Below are 16,179 nucleotides of genomic sequence, written 5' to 3'. Positions count from 1 at the left end.
CACGGCCAGGCCACGCGTCAGTACATCAGCGCATCAACGCCTCGATCGCGTCGGGGTCGACCGGGACATCGCGCGTGATCAGCTCGCAGCCACCGTCGGTGACGACGGCGTCGTCCTCGATGCGGATGCCGATGTTCCAGAAGCGCTCGGGCACGCCCTCGGCCGGGCGCACGTACAGGCCGGGCTCGATGGTCAGCACCATGCCCGGGCGCAGGATGCGGCTGGGGCGGTCGGTCACGGTCTCGCCCGACAGCGGATCGCGCCGCTCGCTGGTGCGGCCCTGCTCCGTGGGCTCGACATAGCTGCCGCAGTCGTGCACGTCCATGCCCAGCCAGTGGCTGGTGCGGTGCATGTAGAACGCAAAATAGGCGCGCTGCGCGATCACGTCCTGCGCGCTGCCCACCTTGTTGGCGTCCAGCAGGCCCAGATCCAGCAGCCCCTGCGCCAGCACGGCGACGGTTGCGTCGTGCGGGTCGTTGAAGCGCGCGCCGGCGCGCGTTGCGTCGACCGCCGCCTGCTGGCTGGCCAGCACCAGTTCGTACAACGCGCGCTGCGGCCCGGTGAAGCGCCCATCGGCCGGAAAGGTGCGCGTGATGTCGGCGGCGTAGCCGTCGAGCTCGCAGCCGGCGTCGATCAGCACCAGCTCGCCCGCTCGCACCGGCGTGTCGCCGGCGCGGTAGTGCAGCACGCAGGCGTTGGCGCCGGCGGCGACGATGGACTCATACGCCGGGTATTGCGCGCCGCCCGAGCGGAACGCGTGCAGCAGCTCGGCGTCCAGGTGGTACTCGCGCACATCGCCGCCGGCGCGCAGCATGCGGGCACTCGTCTGCATCGCGCGCACATGGCCGCCGGCGCTGATCTGCGCGGCACGGCGCATCGTGGCCAGCTCGCTGGTGTCCTTGAACAAGCGCATCTCGTCGAGCAGCACGCACAGGTCGCGCTGCTGGTCGGGGCACAGCACGCCGGCGCGCACGCGCGCACGCACCGGCGCCAGCCAGTTTTCGACGCGCTGGGCCAGCCCCTCATGCGTGGCGAACGGCCACCAGACACAGCGACGGTTCTCCAACAAGCGCGCCAGGCGTTCGGACAGTTGCCCAATGGGATAGGCCTCGTCGACCTGCAGCGCGGCGACGGCCGCCTCCGGCCCCAGGCGGTAGCCATCCCAGATCTCGCGCTCCAAGTCCTTGGGCTGGCACAGCAGCGTGGCGTGCCCCTCGGCGGTCAGCACCAGGCAGGCATTGGGCTCGGTAAAGCCGGTGAGGTAGTAGAAATAGCTGTCGTGTCGGTACAGATAGTCGTTGTCGCGGTTGCGCGGGTACTGCGGCGCGGTCGGAACGATGGCAATGCCGCCCTCGCCCAATTGGGCGGCCAGGCGGGCGCGGCGTTGTGCGTGGATCGAGGTCATGCTCTATCGTACTGCGGCGCCACTGCATGCGCCCGACAGCCCGTTGTGGGCGGGCGCACGCTCAAGAGCGCTTGTTCTTGCGCTCCAGAAACGCGTTCATGTGGTGCTGCGGCTCGCCCGTCCTGAAGGCCTCGCCAAACTCGCCAATGCTGTCGTCGATGGCTGCGTCCACGTTCATGCGCTCCCAGCGCCGCAGCAGACGCTTTTGCTGGCGCAGCACCACGGGGCCGATCTCGGCCAGGCCGGCAGCGATCTCCAGGATGCGCGCGTCCAGCCTGTCCCTGGGCACGCATTCGTTGATCAGGCCCCATTGCTGTGCCTGGGTGGCGGGGATGTTCTCGCCCGTGAGCAGCAGCCAGGCAGCGCGCGCCGAGCCGATCTGCGCCGGCATCATCGCTGCGTGGATGACGGAGGGGATGCCCACCTTGACCTCGGGCATGCCGACCACGGCGTCATCGGCCGCAATGCGCAGGTCGCCGGCCATGGCCAGCTCCAGGCCGCCGCCCAGCGTATGCCCTTCGAGCCGCATGATGACCGGCACGGGGAAATGCCGCACGGCATTGCACAGGTCGCGCAGCGCGCTGATGAAGACACGCCCGGTGTCCGCCGTCAGCGTGGCCAGCTCCTTGATGTCGGCGCCGGCGATGAAGGCACGCGAACCCGAGCCGCGCAGCACCAGGCAATGCAACCCGGCGTTTTCGGCCAGTTGGCCGAGCTGTGCCGTCAGCGCCTTGATCACCGGCGTGCTCAACACGTTGAGCGGCCCGGCGTCGGTGATCGTCAGGACGGCGGTGGTGGGCGTGGGGTAGGAAATTTCAGAGTACATGGTTCGGCCTCCAGTCGTATTTTTCGAAAACTATGTCTTTGGTCACGCGCACCCAGACTGCGCCGCAGGCCCGAGTACCGGCGGCGGGGCGATAAGCGCGTCCTGGCCCACGGGCAGCATGGGGTTGCGCACCAGCCTGATCCTGCCCAGCTGCGGGTGCTCCACGCTCTGCAGCATCTGGCGGTGCCGCACCTGGGGGTGTTCGAACACCTGCTCCAGGTCGTTGATGTTTCCCCAGGAGATGCCATGGGCGTCCAGCGCCTGGCCCAGCTCTGCCACCTGCCATTGCGCCAGCTTCTCGCGCAGCAGCGGGCGCAGCTGCCTGATGTGCGTGAGGCGGCCGGCATTGGTCGCAAACTCGGGCCGGTCGTGCCAGTCGGTGCCCATCAGTTGGCAGAACGCCGCGAACTGCTGGTCATTGCCTATGGCCAGGATCATGTAGCCGTCGGCGCAGGCAAACACCTCGTACGGCGCCAGGTTGGGGTGCGTATTGCCGCTGCGCGCCGGGCTTTCGCCGGACACCAGGTAGTTGCTCGCCTGATTCGCATTCATGGCCACGGCCACGTCCAGCAGGGCGATGTCCAGGTGCTGGCCGCGGCCCGTGCGGCCGCGCTGCACCAGGGCAGCCAGCACGGCACTGGTGGCGTACATGCCGGTCATCAGATCCACCACGGCCACGCCGGCGCGCAGCGGGCCGGCGCCGGGCTCGCCATCCTCCACGCCGGTGTAGCTCATCAGGCCGCCCATGCCCTGGAAGATGTAGTCGTAACCTGGCCTGCTGGCATAGGGGCCGCTCTGGCCGAAGCCGGTGACCGACAGGTAGATCAGGCCCGGGTTGAGCGCCACCAGCGACGCATGGTCCAGGCCGTATTTGGCCAGCGTGCCGACCTTGTAGTTCTCCACCAGCACGTCGGCGTCGCGAATCTGGCGCAGCAGCCAGTCGCGGTCGGCGGCGTCGGCGAAGTCCGCCGTCACCGAGCGCTTGCCACGGTTGCAGGACAGGAAATAGGCCGCCACCTTCTCGCCCGATGCTGTGGTGACGAAGGGCGGCCCCCAGCCGCGCGTGTCGTCGCCCTGGCCGGGCCGCTCCACCTTGAGCACATGGGCGCCCAGGTCGGCCAGGTTCTGGGTGCACCAGGGACCGGCCAGGATGCGCGACAAGTCCACCACCCGCACGCCTTGCAGTGCGTTCGCAAGCATCACGTCTCTCCTACAACTCGGACGACAGAATCGCCGTGGCCTCGCTGGACAGCACGCCGCCGTTGCCATGCACCAGCGCGGTCTGCGCACCGGCCACCTGCCGGGCCATGCCTTCGCCGCGCAGCTGCGTCACGGCCTCGATGATCAGGAAGATGCTGTACATGCCCGGATGCACGCAGGACAGGCCGCCGCCGTTGGTGTTCATCGGGAAGGCGCCGCCCGGCGCGATGCGCCCGCCCTCGATGAAGGCGCCGCCCTCGCCTTTTTTGCAGAAACCCAGGTCTTCCAGGAACAGGATGGGATTGATGGTGAAGGCGTCGTACAGCTCCACCACGTCGATGTCGGCCGGAGCCAGTCCCGCCTGCGCGAAGGCCTTGCGCCCGGATTCCACAGCCGGGGTCACCGTCAGGTCTTCCATGCACGAGATCTGGCGGTGCCAGTGCGCAAAGCCGCTGCCCAGCACATAGATGGGCCTGTCATGCAACCCCTGGGCGCGCTTGGCCGAGCTGACCACGATGGCGCCCGCGCCGTCCGTGACCAGGCAGCAGTCGAGCGTGGTGAACGGATCCGAGATCATCCTGGCGTTGAGCACGTCGTCCACGCCGAGCGGTTTTCTGGAGAACGCGTCAGGGTTGAGCTGCGCCCACTTGCGCGCTGCCACCGCCACCTCGGCCAGCTGCTGGCGCGTCGTCCCGTACTCGTACATGTGGCGCGCCGCGGCCAGTGCGTAGCTCGACACCGGGTTGAAGGCCTTGTACGGATGTTCGTAGGGCTGCGGGTCAAGCTCGGCACGCATCTGGTTGATGCGCGAGCTGCTGGGCGCGCTGCGAGGCGTGGCGCCGTAGCAGATCAGCACGTTCTCGCATTCGCCCGCGTCTATGGCCATCTGCGCGATCTTCAGGTCGGCGATGAAGGCCGAGCCGCCGAACATGGTGCTGTCGGAAAAGCGCGGCCTGATTCCCAGGTATTCCGCCATGCGCATCACCCACCAGGGCGAGGTCAGGCTGGAAGTGATGATGCCGTCGATGTCGGACTTGGCGAGGCCGCTGCGCTCGATCGCCAGGCAGGAGGCCCGGGCGATGATTTCCTGCTCGGTGGCGCCGCCGGCATGGCCCATGCCGGCCAGGCCCGTGCCCAGGATGGCGACGGAGCCGCGTGAGGTGTTCGTAGTCATGCCTGCTCCTCGCTGGCGGTGAACACCAGCAGCGGCCCTTCGTCCGCGGCGTCGATGCGGGCGCGCACGGCCAGGCCTATGCGCACCTGCTCCACCGGCATGTCCACGACGCGGCTCATCAGGCGCGGGCCCTCGTCCAGGTCCACCAACACCACGGTGTAGTCGCCCTCGGCACGGCGCACGATGGTCACCGAATACACCGTGCCATGGCCCGAGGGCGCGACCCATTGCAGTTCCTGCGAACCGCAATAGGGGCAGCACAGGCGCGGATAGAAATGGAACCTGGCGCAAGACAGGCAGCACGGTATCTCGAAGCGCCCCTCGGCCAGCGCACCGAAATAGCGCTGGTCGCAGGCATGGGCCGTCGCCGCTTGCGGCGCACCGATATCAGGCATGGCTTTACTCCTCCGTCTGCACGCCCGTTTCAGCCACGACGCGCTGCCACTTCGCCACCTCGCCCGCGACGAAGCCGCGCGTCTGCGCCAGATCCATCACGCCCAGCGGCTCGCTGTATTGCTGGCGCAGGCGCTCGGTCATTTCGGGCGAATTCATGATCTTGTTGACCTCGCTGTTGAGCAGGGTCTGCACTGGTGCCGGGGTACCGGCAGGGGCGTAGAGGCCCAGCCAGGTGTAGACGTCGAAGTCCTTGAACTGCGGCCCCGCCTCGCGCAGCGTGGGCAGCTCTGGGAAGAGCTTGCTGCGCTCGGCGGCCATGTTGGCGATGGGGCGCAGCCGACCCGATGCGATGAAGGCCGAGACGCTCATCGAGTCCTGCACCGCCATGGGTATCTGCCCTGCCACGGCATCGTTGGTTGCTGGCGCGGCGCCCTTGTACGGCACATGGGTGAATTCATAGCCCGTGACCTTGCGCAGCCACTCTCCGCCCAGATGGGTGGAGCCCGCGGCACCCGCCGTGCCGAAGGGAATGTTGGACTGCGCCCTGGCCCAGGCCAAAAAATCCTGGGTGTTCCTGGCCGGCACGCTGGGGTTGACCACGATCAGGTTGGGCGCCCGGGCGAGCACGGCCACGGGCTCCAGGCTTTTGAGCGGGTCGTAGCCCACCTTCTTCATCGCCGGCGCAATCACATAGCCGGTCGCCCCCACCAGCAGGGTGTAGCCGTCATGCGCCTGGCGGGCCACGTATTCGGTGCCCACCTGGCCGGCACCGCCCGGACGGTTCTCCACGACGAAGGGCTGCTTGAGCTTTTCCTGAAGCTCCTTGGCCAAGGTGCGCGTGACGATATCCGTCATGCCGCCCGGTGGGAAAGCCACGACGACCGTGACCGGCTTGGCCGGATAGGCGTCGCCTTGCGCGTATGCCGGCATGAGCGAAGCCGACAAGGCCAAGCCGCCGATCGTGGCGGCGCAAGCCAGCGAGCGAGCCCGGCGCAGCAATGTGAAGTCCATGCGATGTCTCCTTGTGTCTCGGGGTGCATGACAGACACCCTCGAACGCCTGAAATGACGTTGATTCAGTGTAGGAATCGCACGCCATTCGTTCCATCGCAAAGATTCGAACGCCGCTTTGGAGAATTTCGAACGGCCGTTCAACCGCTGGAGCGCGTCATCGCCACCTGCGGGTCTTCGAGCAGGAAGTTCACGAACTCGGTGATGAAGTCCGGGAACCGGGCGTCCTGCCTTATGACCAGGCTCAGCTCGCGCAGGGCCCAGGGTTCGTCGAGTTGCAGCACCGCGACCTGCTCCGGCTGCAGCCGGCCGCCCAGCACGCTGCTGGGCACGAGCGCAATGCCCACGCCCGCGGCAACCAGCGACAGCACGGCGTCGAAGCCGTGGGCATGCAGGCGCGCGCGCACGGCCTTGCCAAGGCGTTGCGCGCTGTCGCGCAGGAACAGGTAGTTGCTGCTGCTGCGTGCCATGCAGACGAAATCGAAATCCAGCGCCGCGCCCAGGCGCAGGCTGGGCTGCGCGGCCAGCACGTGCTCGCGCGGCGTGACGATGACCAGGCGATCCACGGCATACGGATGGGTGATCAGACCCTGCACGCCCGACGGACCGGCGAAGATGCCGACATCGGCCTCGCGCGCCAGCACCGCGGCCGGTATGGCTTCGCTCTGGCGCTCCTCGATCTCGGCGTCGATACCCGGATGGGCGACCAGGAAGCGCCCCAGGGTCGGCGTGACGAAGCCGTTGAGCGCGCTGCTGTTGGCGATGAGCCGCACATGGCCCTTGACGCCCGAGATGAAGCGGCTGACGTCACCCTGCATGCGCGTTATGCCCTCGAACAACTCACGCACATGCTGCAGCACTGCATCGCCTGCGGGAGTGAGATCCATGCCCCGGGGCGTGCGCTCGAACAGCGCCGTACCCAGCGTCTGCTCCAGGTTCTTGAGCCGGTAGCTCGCCGCGGACGGCGTGATGAACACGGCCGCGGCGCCCGCCGTCAGGCTGCGCGCCTGGGCAATCTCAAGAAACAGGCGCAAGTCCGAGAGTTCGTAGCGCATGGCTTTCCTTCACGCAAAATCGCCATTCTGGTCACAACGAACCGAACCCGGAAAAACCCACGCGCAACCGCCATCGCAGCGGGGCGCGCCTCATCCCACCTGCACCATGCTCCTGATCCAGCCCCCCGCCCTGCTGCTGGCCGCCGGCCGCGGCGAGCGCATGCGCCCACTGACCGACCACTGCCCCAAGCCGCTGCTGGCCGTGCAGGGGCGGCCGCTGCTGCACTGGCATTTGCAGGCGCTGGCCGGCGCCGGCGTGCCGCGCGCAGTCATCAACACCGCGTGGCTGGGCGAGCAGATCGATGCGCACTTCGGCGCCGCGTTCACTGCTGCGGATGGCGTGCAATTGCCGATTGCCTATTCGCACGAAGGGCGGGATTTTGGCCGGGCGCTTGAGACCGCCGGCGGCATTGCACGCGCGCTGCCATTGCTCGGCGACTGCTTCTGGCTGGCCGCGGGAGACGTGTGGGCGCCCGACTTTGCCTTCGATGCGCACGAGGCGGCGCGCTTTGCCGCCAGCGACGCGCTGGCCCACCTGTGGCTGGTGCCCAACCCGCCGCACCATCCGCAGGGCGACTTTGGCCTGGCCGAAGACGGCCGCGTACTCAACCTGGGCGCTGGCAGCGCCGCGCCGCGCTACACCTACAGCACGATTGCGCTGCTCAAGCGCGCGCTGTTCGCGCCGCCCTGGTGCGCCATTGCGCCCGGCAACCCCGAGGGCATGTCCGCGCCGCTGGCGCCGCTGCTGCGGCGGGCCATGGACGCGGGGCGCGTCAGCGGCGCGCTGTACCGCGGGCGCTGGGTCGACGTGGGCACGCCCGAGCGGCTGGCGCAGCTCAATGCCGGCGCGGCCTATTCCTCCTCGACCGCGTAGCGCGTGATCACCGGTGGCTCGTCGCCGGTGTGGAACGCGAACTTGCGGTCGCGCAGCGCCACGTCGAACGCGGTGACGCGATCGAAGCGGCGCAGGTACTCGGTCCAGGACTCGTCGACCACGCGCTCGACGTAGCGGCTGGGATCGGCCAGATCATGCTGCAGCGCCCAGTCCAGTGCCCCCTGGCGCATGCGCGCGCTGCGGCTTTCCTGCATCAGCGCGCGAAAGGCCTGGGTGCGCGCCGGGTCGATGCGGTATTCGATGCAGGTCACCAGGCGCAGACCCTTGGCCGGCGGCGTGTCGGTCTGCGGGCGCTTGAAGGCGGTCTGCGCCGGGCTCAGGTCTTCGTCGCCCTGGGGGTCGGGCACCACGCGCTGCACCAGCGTCATCATCACGACGGCCGACAGGCCCGCCAGCGCCAGGCTCAGGTTCACGCTGGTCATGCCGGCCACCTGGCCCCACAGTGCGGCACCGATCGCAGTCGCACCCATGATGGCCATTTGCGTGATGGCCATGCCGCGCGCGCGCACCCAGTTGGGCAGCGCCAGCTGGGCCGAGATGACCAGCGAGTTGGCCGTGATCAGGAGCGCGCCGCCGGCAACCAGCATGGCCGGCACCGCCAGCGCCAGGCTGGGCGCAATGGCGATGACCGACGTGGCCAGCGCCTGCGCCAGTGTGCCGCGCGCCACCAGCGCGTCCTTGGACATGCGCTGGCGCAGCCGCGGCAGGAACATGGCCGAGACGATGGCACCCGCGCCCATGCACGCCAGCAGCAGCGTGAACGTGGCCGCGTCGCCGCCGCGCAGGCCGCGCGCCACCAGCGGCAGCAGCGCGGTGACCGCGGTGCAGTGCAGAAAGAACACCGCGATACGCGCCATGACCGCGTGCATCGCGCGCGACTCGCGCACGAACTGCATGCCCACGCGCATCGCGCTGCCCAGGCGCTCGCGCCCCAGAGGGTGGAGCGTGGGCACGCGCCGCCAGCGCATGATGATGAAACCCGCCACCAGCGACAGCACCGCGTTGAGCACGAACACCCAGGCGCTGCCGATGCTGGCGATGATGGCGCCGGCGGCCAGCGGGCCGACGATGCGCGAGACGTTCATCGCCACGCCGTTGAGCGCCAGCGCCGCGGGCAGCTGGTGGCGGTTGACCAGTTCGGGGACGATGGCCGAGAACACCGGCCAGCGCATCGCCAGGCCGATGCCGTTGGCAAAGATCAGGAGCAAAAGCCCCCAGGCGCTGAGGCCCCCCAGCGCAATCGCGATGCACAGCACGACGGCCACGGCCGCCACCCAGAACTGCGTGACCATGAAATAGCGCCGCCGATCCAGGATGTCGGCCAGCGCGCCGCTGGGCAGGCCCAGCAGGAACACCGGCAGCGTGGACGCGGTCTGCACCAGCGCGACGAGCACGGGCGAGGTGGTCAGACTGGTCATCACCCAGGCGGCGGCCACGTCGTTCATCCACATGCAGATGTTGGCCGCCAGCCACGCCAGCCACAGCATGCGAAACACCGGCTCGCTCAGCGGCCCAAGCGTCGACAGGTCGCCGCCCTGCGCGCCGCTGCCCTCCAGGCGAACCTCGGCCGCGGCCTGGGCCGCGTCGGCGGCTGCGCTGGCCCGGGCCTGGGCGGGGGTCTGGCCTTGCGGGTCGTGGTCGCTCGTGCTCGGTGATGGCATGGTGGGGCATTTTCGCCGCAATGGCCCGCTTGCGCCCGGGCCGACTGCGGCGCTTGCGCCGTCAGCCCGGGCCGCGGGCGCACAATACCGGGTTTTGCGTCTGCGCCCTCCCGGGGCGCATCCTTCGGTCTTCTTGCTTCAGGTTTTCGTGTCGTCCCCGTTCCACAGCATCCTGCTCGACGTTTTCGGCTATGCCGCCTTTCGCGGTGCGCAGCAGGCCATCATCGAGCGCGTGGCCGGCGGCGGCGACGCGCTGGTGCTGATGCCCACGGGCGGCGGCAAAAGCCTGTGCTACCAGATCCCGGCCATTGCCCGCCAGCAGCGCGGCCTGGGCGTGACGGTGGTGGTCTCGCCGCTGATTGCGCTGATGCACGACCAGGTCGGCGCGCTGCGCGAGGCCGGCGTGGCCGCCGCCTGCCTCAATTCAGCGCTGTCGTGGCAGGAGGCGCTGGACGTGGAGCAAGGCCTGGCGCGCGGCGCGTTCACGCTGCTGTATGCCGCGCCCGAACGGGTGCTGACCGAGCGCTTCCTGGGTCTGCTCGACGACCTGCACGCGCGCGGGCAGCTGGCGCTGTTCGCCATCGACGAGGCGCACTGCGTGAGCCAGTGGGGCCACGACTTCCGCCCCGAATACCGCCAGCTGGCGCTGCTGGGCCAGCGCTACGCGGGCGTGCCGCGCATCGCACTCACGGCGACGGCCGACGAGCTCACGCGCGGCGACATCGCCCAAGGCCTGCAGCTGCAGGCGGCCGAGCGCTTCATCAGCAGCTTTGACCGCCCCAACATCCGCTACCGGCTCGAAGAGAAGAAAAAGGAGCCGCTGCAGCAGCTGCTGCACTTCATCGAGCGCGAGCACCCGGGCGACGCGGGCGTCGTCTACTGCCAATCGCGCAAGCGCGTCGAACAGACGGCCGACGCGCTGTGCAGCGCCGGCATCGACGCGCTGCCCTACCACGCCGGTCTGCCCGCCGAGCTGCGCCAGACGCACCAGGATCGCTTTCTGCGCGAGGAAGGCGTGGTGATGGTGGCGACGATTGCCTTCGGCATGGGCATAGACAAGCCCGACGTGCGCTTCGTCGCCCACCTGGATCTGCCCAAGAACATCGAAAGCTACTACCAGGAGACCGGCCGCGCCGGGCGCGACGGCCTGGCCGCCGACGCCTGGCTGGTCTACGGCCTGCAGGACGTGGTCAACCAGCGGCGCATGATCGAGGGCAGCGACGCGAGCGAGGACTTCAAGGCCGTGATGCGCGGCAAGCTGGACGCGCTGCTGGCGCTGGCCGAGGCCACCGACTGCCGCCGCCAGCGCCTGCTGGCCTACTTTGGCGAGCAGTCCCAGCCCTGCGGCAACTGCGACAACTGTCTGCAGCCGCCCGCCGTCTGGGACGGCACCGACGCAGCGCGCAAGCTGCTGTCGACCATCTACCGCGTGCACGCGGCCAGCGGCCTGACCTTCGGCATGGGCCACCTGATGGACATCGTGCGCGGCAAGGGCACCGACAAGGTGCTGCAGCACGGACACGAGCGCCTGTCCACCTTCGGCGTGGGCGCGCAGTACAGCGAGGCACAGCTGCGCGCCGTGGCGCGCCAGCTGCTGTCGCTGGCGGCGCTGGGTGTGCAGCGCGTCGCCACCGAGGCCGGCCACAGCTTCGACACGCTGACGCTCACCGCCGGCTCGCGCCCGGTGCTGCGCGGCGAGCAGCAATTGCTGTTGCGCCAAAGCAGCGCCGCGACGCCGGCAAAAAAGACGCGGCGCACCGGCGTGGCGTCGGCTGCGGCGCAGGATCTGGATCCCGATGCGCAGGCGCGCTTCATCAACCTCAAGGCCTGGCGCGCCGAGGTGGCGCGCGAGCACAACCTGCCCGCCTACGTGATCTTTCACGACGCGACGCTGGCCGCCATCGCCCAGCGCAACCCGCAGACCAGCGCCGAGCTGCACGACATCAGCGGCATGGGCGAGAAGAAACGCGAGGCCTACGGCGACGAGGTGCTGCGCGTGTGCCGCAGCTGAAAACCAGCAGGTCTACCCCAGCATGGCCTTGAGCCGGTGCCAGTCGGCCGGCTGCAGCGATGCCAGGCAGTCGTGCGCCAGCGTCAGCAGCAAATCTGTGCTGATCTGATTCGCCACGTCGAAGTCCATCTGTTTTTGCTGGACATCACTGGGCGGCACGTTCAACCGCAGATAGCGGTGCGTGCCCAGGCGCGCGGCGCATTCCTGCACGGCCAGCATTTCCTGGGCGTTGGTCACCAGCTCGATCACCGGGCCGGCCCACAGAACGCCGCGGCCGGGTACGGCCGACGGGTCGCGGCCGTGCAGCGGGTTGGCCGTGCCAATACTGAGCATGCGCACCTCGGCGCCGGGGTACATCTGCTGGGCGCATTGCAGCGCATGCAAATCAGGCGCATTGGCCGCCAGGCCGCCATCGACGAAGCGGTGGTGCTCGAAGGCGTGCACCGGGAAATGCGCCGGCGCCGCCGACGTGGCCAGCATGGCATCCATCAGCGTCAGGCCCAGCGCGTCGCGCAGGGTGCGCGTGGGCGCGCTGCCCAGCAGCTGCAGTTTGGACGTCGTCCAGTTGACGGTGGTGAGCAGCAATGCAGGCGCGTGCTCGCCCAGCAGTTGCCGCTCCGCATCGGGCAGCAGCTCGGTGATGGCGGCGCGCAGGCGCCGCGGGTCGTAGGGTGCGCGCCCGAGCAGCTTGCGCAGGCCGCGCAGGCGCATGGGCGGAAAGATATGGCTGCCGCTGCGCTGCAGCAGCACCTGCAGCGCAGCACCCGTGGCACCGCAGCTGAGGGCGGTGGCCAAGATGCCGCCGATGGAGGTGCCAGCGATCAGGTCGAAATGCTGGCCAAAGGGGACGGGGCGGGCCGGATCGGGGCTGAGTCTGGCCTCCAGCGCCTTGATGACGGCAGCAGTGAACAGGCCTCGGTAGCCACCGCCCGACAGACTCAGAACCCGCACGGGACCGAGCCTCGCGCGCGGCAGACCGGCGGGCAGCGCAAAGGGGTCGTCCCGCGTTGCGCTCACAGTGCCTGCACCCGGACGTTGGTGCCGGTCTTGAGCTGCTCCATGTAGAGGTCGGCGTACTCGGCATAGACCAAATCCATGACAGCGGCGGTGGTGATCAGCAGGCGCACGTCCTGGGCCAGCGGCACGCTGCCCCGAGGTGTCTTGAAATCCAGCGGCGCATGGGTGCGGTACTCGTGAAAGCGCTCGAGCACGGTTTCATTGAGGTCGACCAGGGTGGCGCCGCCAGCCTCCATGCGCGAGACGGTGGCAGCCAGCGCCTGGTGCCAGTCCTGGCGCTGCACCTCGGAGGCGGCGCCGCTGTTGATGACCGAGCGGGCGATGGCAATGGCCAGGCGGCTGAGTACGCATTCGCCGTCCTGCACGCCGCCCGCCCACTGCACGGCGCGGGCCTCTTTGCCGCACAGGCCCAGCAGCAGCTGCGGGCCCAGCAGATAGCGGTTGGGGCGCGCCATGTCAGGCCTGCGACTGGACTTGCAGCTGGGCCTGCAACGCGGCCTGCGACTCGTCCTGGGCCGTGGGCAGGGTGAACGCGTCGTACTGCGCGCCGGGCAGCAGGGCAGCGCCAGTGTCGAGTGCGCTCGATGGCGCCTGCACCGATGCCAGCGTGTCTGCCAAGGTGCGGCGCTGGCTGCTCGATCGCTCCATGGCGATGACCTGCGCCTCGCTCAGCACCAAATAACGCTCGCCGCCACGCGAGATTTGCTGCAGCGCACCGGCGCGGGCGTCGCGCAGCAGCCCGCTGTAGTCGGACTTGAACTTGGAGATGGGCATGGGCGTGTCGCTGGCGGCCACGCCCAGCTTGCGCGCCAGGCTCTCCACCGCTTCGGTGAACACGTCGGCGCGAGCGCTCTCTGGAGATTTGAAGGTGGCGGACATGGGGAATAGCTCCAATTCTGGTCAACCTGGTCAGACAGATAATCAATGTTCAGGTCAAGCTGACCATATGTCAAGAGGTCTCGGGCGATGGTGCCCTGGCAGGAGCTAAGCCAAAGCAAAGGGCCGCTCGAAAGCGGCCCTTGGTTTGTCTGGCACCGCCGTGCCGGCGGCACGGCGGTGGTGCGGGTGCGGCAATCAGCCGTTGGCCAGGGCCTTGCCGCCGGTGAGCGCCGGCGCGCGCGAACCGAACACGCCGGTGACGACCTGCCAGGCCATGGCCAGGCAGCCGATGATGAAGACCACGTCGCCAAAGGTGCGCACCCAGCGCAGCGTGACCATGAAGGGCTGCTGCATGAAGGCTTCGCTGCGGGCGTACCACAGGCCTTCGGTGACGCTGGCGTGGAACTGGAACAGGCCGATGGGCAGCAGGCTGGTGGCGATCATCAGCACCAGGCCGGCGTTGGTCCACCAGAAGCCGGTCTTCATCAGGCGCTCGTTGAACTGCAGCTCCGGGCGGATGTAGCGCAGCACCAGCAGCGTGAAGCCCAGCGCCAGGAAGCCGTAGACGCCGAACAGCGCGGCGTGGGCGTGCACCGGCGTGGTGTTCAGGCCCTGGATGAAGAACAGCGCGATGGGGGTGTTGATCATGAAGCCGAAGACGCCCGCGCCCAGCATGTTCCAGAAGGCGACGGCGACGAAGCACATCAGCGGCCAGCGCAGCTTCTTCATCCACTCGGTCTTGTGCTGCAGGCTCCAGTGCTCCCAGGCCTCGTGGCCCAGCACCACCAGCGGCACCACTTCCAGCGCGCTGAACGAGGCGCCCACTGCCATCACCGGTGTGGTGGTGCCCGAGAAGTACAGGTGGTGGAAGGTGCCGGGAACGCCGGCCAGCATGAACAGCGAGGCCGACGCCAGGCTGGCGGCCGTGGCCATGCGGTAGGACACCAGGCCCATGGTCGAGAAGATGAAGGCCAGCGCCGTGGTGGCAAAGACTTCGAAGAAGCCCTCGACCCACAGGTGCACCACCCACCAGCGCCAGTACTCCATCACCGAGATGTGGGTGCGCTCGCCGTAGAACATGCCCGTGCCGTAGAACAGGCCGATGGCGACGACCGAGAAGGTGAGCAGCGCCAGCAGGTTCTTGTCCTGGCCGCTGGGCTTGAGCAGCACGGGGAAGATGGCGCGCGCCATCAGCACCAGCCAGAAGGCGATGCCGGCGAACTTGCCGAACTGCCACACGCGGCCCATGTCGATGAACTCATAGCCCTGGTGGCCCCACATGAAGTTGAGCTCGGGCGGCATGATTTGCGCAATCGCCAGGAAGGTGCCGACGAAGGTACCGCCGACCACGACGATCAGCGCCCAGAACAGGATGTCCACGCCCAGCTTCTGGAACTTGGGATCTTTGCCGCCGTTGATGATGGGCGCCAGGAACAGGCCCGCAGCCAGAAAGCCCGTGGCGATCCAGAACAGCGCCGCCTGCAGGTGCCAGGTGCGCACCAGCGAGTACGGGAACCACTTGGAGATGTTGATGCCGTAGAACTGCTGGCCCTCCACCGTGTAGTGGGCAGTCACGCCGCCCAGCAGCACCTGCACCATCAGCAGGGCGACGACGATGAACAGGTATTTGCCCAGGCTGCGCTGCGACGGCGTGAGCGCGATGCGCGAAAGCGGGTCGTGCGCCGGAGGCGTCGGGTGCTCCTCGTCGTGCTTGCGCAGAAACGCCCAGCCCCAGACCAGGAAGCCCACGCCCGCAATCATGATGACGATGCTCATCACCGACCAGACCATGTTCTCGCCCGTCGGCGTGTTGCCGATCAAAGGCTCGTGCGGCCAGTTGTTGGTGTAGGTGGCGCCGGTGCCCCCGCCCACGTCGGCGGGACGCTCGGTAGAGGCCATCCACGCGGTCCAGAAGAAGAAGCCCGCCATCTGCGCACGGCGCTCGCTGCTGGGCAGCGTGTCTTCCTTCATCGCGAAATGCTCGCGCGACTGCTGCAGCGACGGGTCGTCGCTGAACAGCTTGTCGTAGTACGACGCCACCTCGGCGATCGCCCGTGCGCGCAGCGGCGTCAGCACGACCTGGTCAGCGGCCTTGTCGTAGGTGTTGGTGCGGTATTCCTTCTTCAGGCGCGCCTGCAGCACGGCCTGCTGGTCGGCGTCCAGGTCGGCAAAGGGCTTGCCAAATTCCTGTTGCGCTGCCACGCCGAGCCAGGCGGTCAGTTCGCGGCGCAGCCAGTCGGCCGTCCAGTCCGGTGCCTGGTAGGCGCCGTGGCCCAGGATGGAGCCGACCTGCATGCCGCCGATCGACTGCCAGGCAGTCTGGCCGTCCAGAATGCTGTCCTTGGTGAACAGCGGCTCGTCCTGCCCCTGCACCAGCACCTGCGCCGGAATGGGCGGCGCGGTGCGATAAACCTCGACGCCGTAATAGCCCAACAGGCTGAACGTCGCGATCAACACGCCGATCAGCGTGTACCAATACTTGGCATATTTCCCCATGCAGGGCCTCCTTCGGATGAAACGTCTGAACCCGCCATGCAGCGCACCTCGCATGCGGACGGGGCCTGAAACGCCCTCCCCGCATGCGAACCGTCATCGACGGCGTTGGCTCCAAAGAGGCAAATTCCATGCCACTTTAAGCACGCCCATGAAT

At 68.4% G+C, this 16,179-nt stretch carries 14 protein-coding genes; 2 read left to right on the top strand and 12 right to left on the bottom strand.

Features of this window, described 5'->3' with window-relative positions; translation table 11 throughout:
• Positions 1-25: 25 nt before the first annotated feature.
• The 7 genes from ABD767_RS02950 to ABD767_RS02920 form a co-directional block, all read right to left on the bottom strand.
• Positions 26-1,405, bottom strand: a complete 1,380-nt coding sequence (locus tag ABD767_RS02950) for an aminopeptidase P N-terminal domain-containing protein (protein ID WP_103044192.1) — start codon at positions 1,403-1,405, stop codon at positions 26-28.
• A gap of 61 nt (positions 1,406-1,466) precedes the next feature.
• Positions 1,467-2,231: an enoyl-CoA hydratase gene (locus tag ABD767_RS02945; RefSeq protein ID WP_103044193.1), complete on the bottom strand. Its 765-nt coding sequence runs from the start codon at positions 2,229-2,231 to the stop codon at positions 1,467-1,469.
• Positions 2,232-2,273: 42 nt separating this feature from the next.
• Entirely contained in the window at positions 2,274-3,431 is a 1,158-nt protein-coding gene (locus ABD767_RS02940) for a CoA transferase (protein ID WP_103044194.1), read from the bottom strand.
• A gap of 10 nt (positions 3,432-3,441) precedes the next feature.
• Entirely contained in the window at positions 3,442-4,605 is a 1,164-nt protein-coding gene (locus ABD767_RS02935) for an acetyl-CoA acetyltransferase (protein WP_103044195.1), read from the bottom strand.
• The gene (locus ABD767_RS02930; RefSeq protein ID WP_103044196.1) at positions 4,602-5,000 is read right to left on the bottom strand and encodes an OB-fold domain-containing protein; all 399 of its coding nucleotides are present in this window, start codon (positions 4,998-5,000) and stop codon (positions 4,602-4,604) included. Before ABD767_RS02930 ends, ABD767_RS02935 begins: the two co-directional genes overlap by 4 nt.
• 4 nt (positions 5,001-5,004) lie before the next feature.
• Positions 5,005-6,012: a tripartite tricarboxylate transporter substrate-binding protein gene (locus ABD767_RS02925; protein ID WP_103044197.1), complete on the bottom strand. Its 1,008-nt coding sequence runs from the start codon at positions 6,010-6,012 to the stop codon at positions 5,005-5,007.
• 139 nt (positions 6,013-6,151) lie between these two features.
• On the bottom strand, positions 6,152-7,066 hold the full coding sequence (locus tag ABD767_RS02920) for a LysR substrate-binding domain-containing protein (RefSeq protein WP_103044198.1): 915 nt from the start codon (positions 7,064-7,066) through the stop codon (positions 6,152-6,154).
• Between the two features lie 106 nt (positions 7,067-7,172).
• On the opposite strand from ABD767_RS02920, the gene ABD767_RS02915 reads away from it, so the two are divergent.
• A complete protein-coding gene (locus ABD767_RS02915; protein ID WP_103044199.1) occupies positions 7,173-7,940 on the top strand; it encodes a sugar phosphate nucleotidyltransferase in 768 nt (255 codons plus the stop codon).
• Here the strand turns inward: ABD767_RS02915 and ABD767_RS02910 are convergent.
• Entirely contained in the window at positions 7,919-9,622 is a 1,704-nt protein-coding gene (locus ABD767_RS02910) for an MFS transporter (protein ID WP_103044200.1), read from the bottom strand. The two genes, ABD767_RS02915 and ABD767_RS02910, sit on opposite strands and share 22 nt — an antisense overlap.
• A gap of 148 nt (positions 9,623-9,770) precedes the next feature.
• Here ABD767_RS02910 and recQ point away from each other — a divergent pair, with 148 nt between their 5' ends.
• Positions 9,771-11,633 (top strand): DNA helicase RecQ, encoded by a 1,863-nt coding sequence (recQ, locus tag ABD767_RS02905; RefSeq protein ID WP_344868117.1) that lies wholly within the window; start codon positions 9,771-9,773, stop codon positions 11,631-11,633.
• A gap of 12 nt (positions 11,634-11,645) precedes the next feature.
• Here recQ and ABD767_RS02900 read toward each other — a convergent pair whose 3' ends face one another.
• The 4 genes from ABD767_RS02900 to ABD767_RS02885 all read right to left on the bottom strand — a co-directional run bounded on the left by ABD767_RS02900 (position 11,646) and on the right by ABD767_RS02885 (position 16,025).
• A complete protein-coding gene (locus ABD767_RS02900; RefSeq protein ID WP_344868115.1) occupies positions 11,646-12,584 on the bottom strand; it encodes a CBASS cGAMP-activated phospholipase in 939 nt (312 codons plus the stop codon).
• Between the two features lie 62 nt (positions 12,585-12,646).
• Positions 12,647-13,105 (bottom strand): hypothetical protein, encoded by a 459-nt coding sequence (locus ABD767_RS02895; protein ID WP_103044203.1) that lies wholly within the window; start codon positions 13,103-13,105, stop codon positions 12,647-12,649.
• Between the two features lies 1 nt (position 13,106).
• Positions 13,107-13,529, bottom strand: a complete 423-nt coding sequence (locus tag ABD767_RS02890) for a hypothetical protein (protein ID WP_103044204.1) — start codon at positions 13,527-13,529, stop codon at positions 13,107-13,109.
• Positions 13,530-13,724: 195 nt separating this feature from the next.
• Positions 13,725-16,025 (bottom strand): nitric-oxide reductase large subunit, encoded by a 2,301-nt coding sequence (locus tag ABD767_RS02885; protein WP_103044205.1) that lies wholly within the window; start codon positions 16,023-16,025, stop codon positions 13,725-13,727.
• Between the last annotated feature and the right edge of the window lie 154 nt (positions 16,026-16,179).

The organism is Comamonas faecalis, from assembly GCF_039538025.1.
Classification (GTDB): Bacteria; Pseudomonadota; Gammaproteobacteria; order Burkholderiales; family Burkholderiaceae_C; genus Comamonas_C; species Comamonas_C faecalis.
This window is presented reverse-complemented; position numbering and strand designations above follow the sequence as displayed.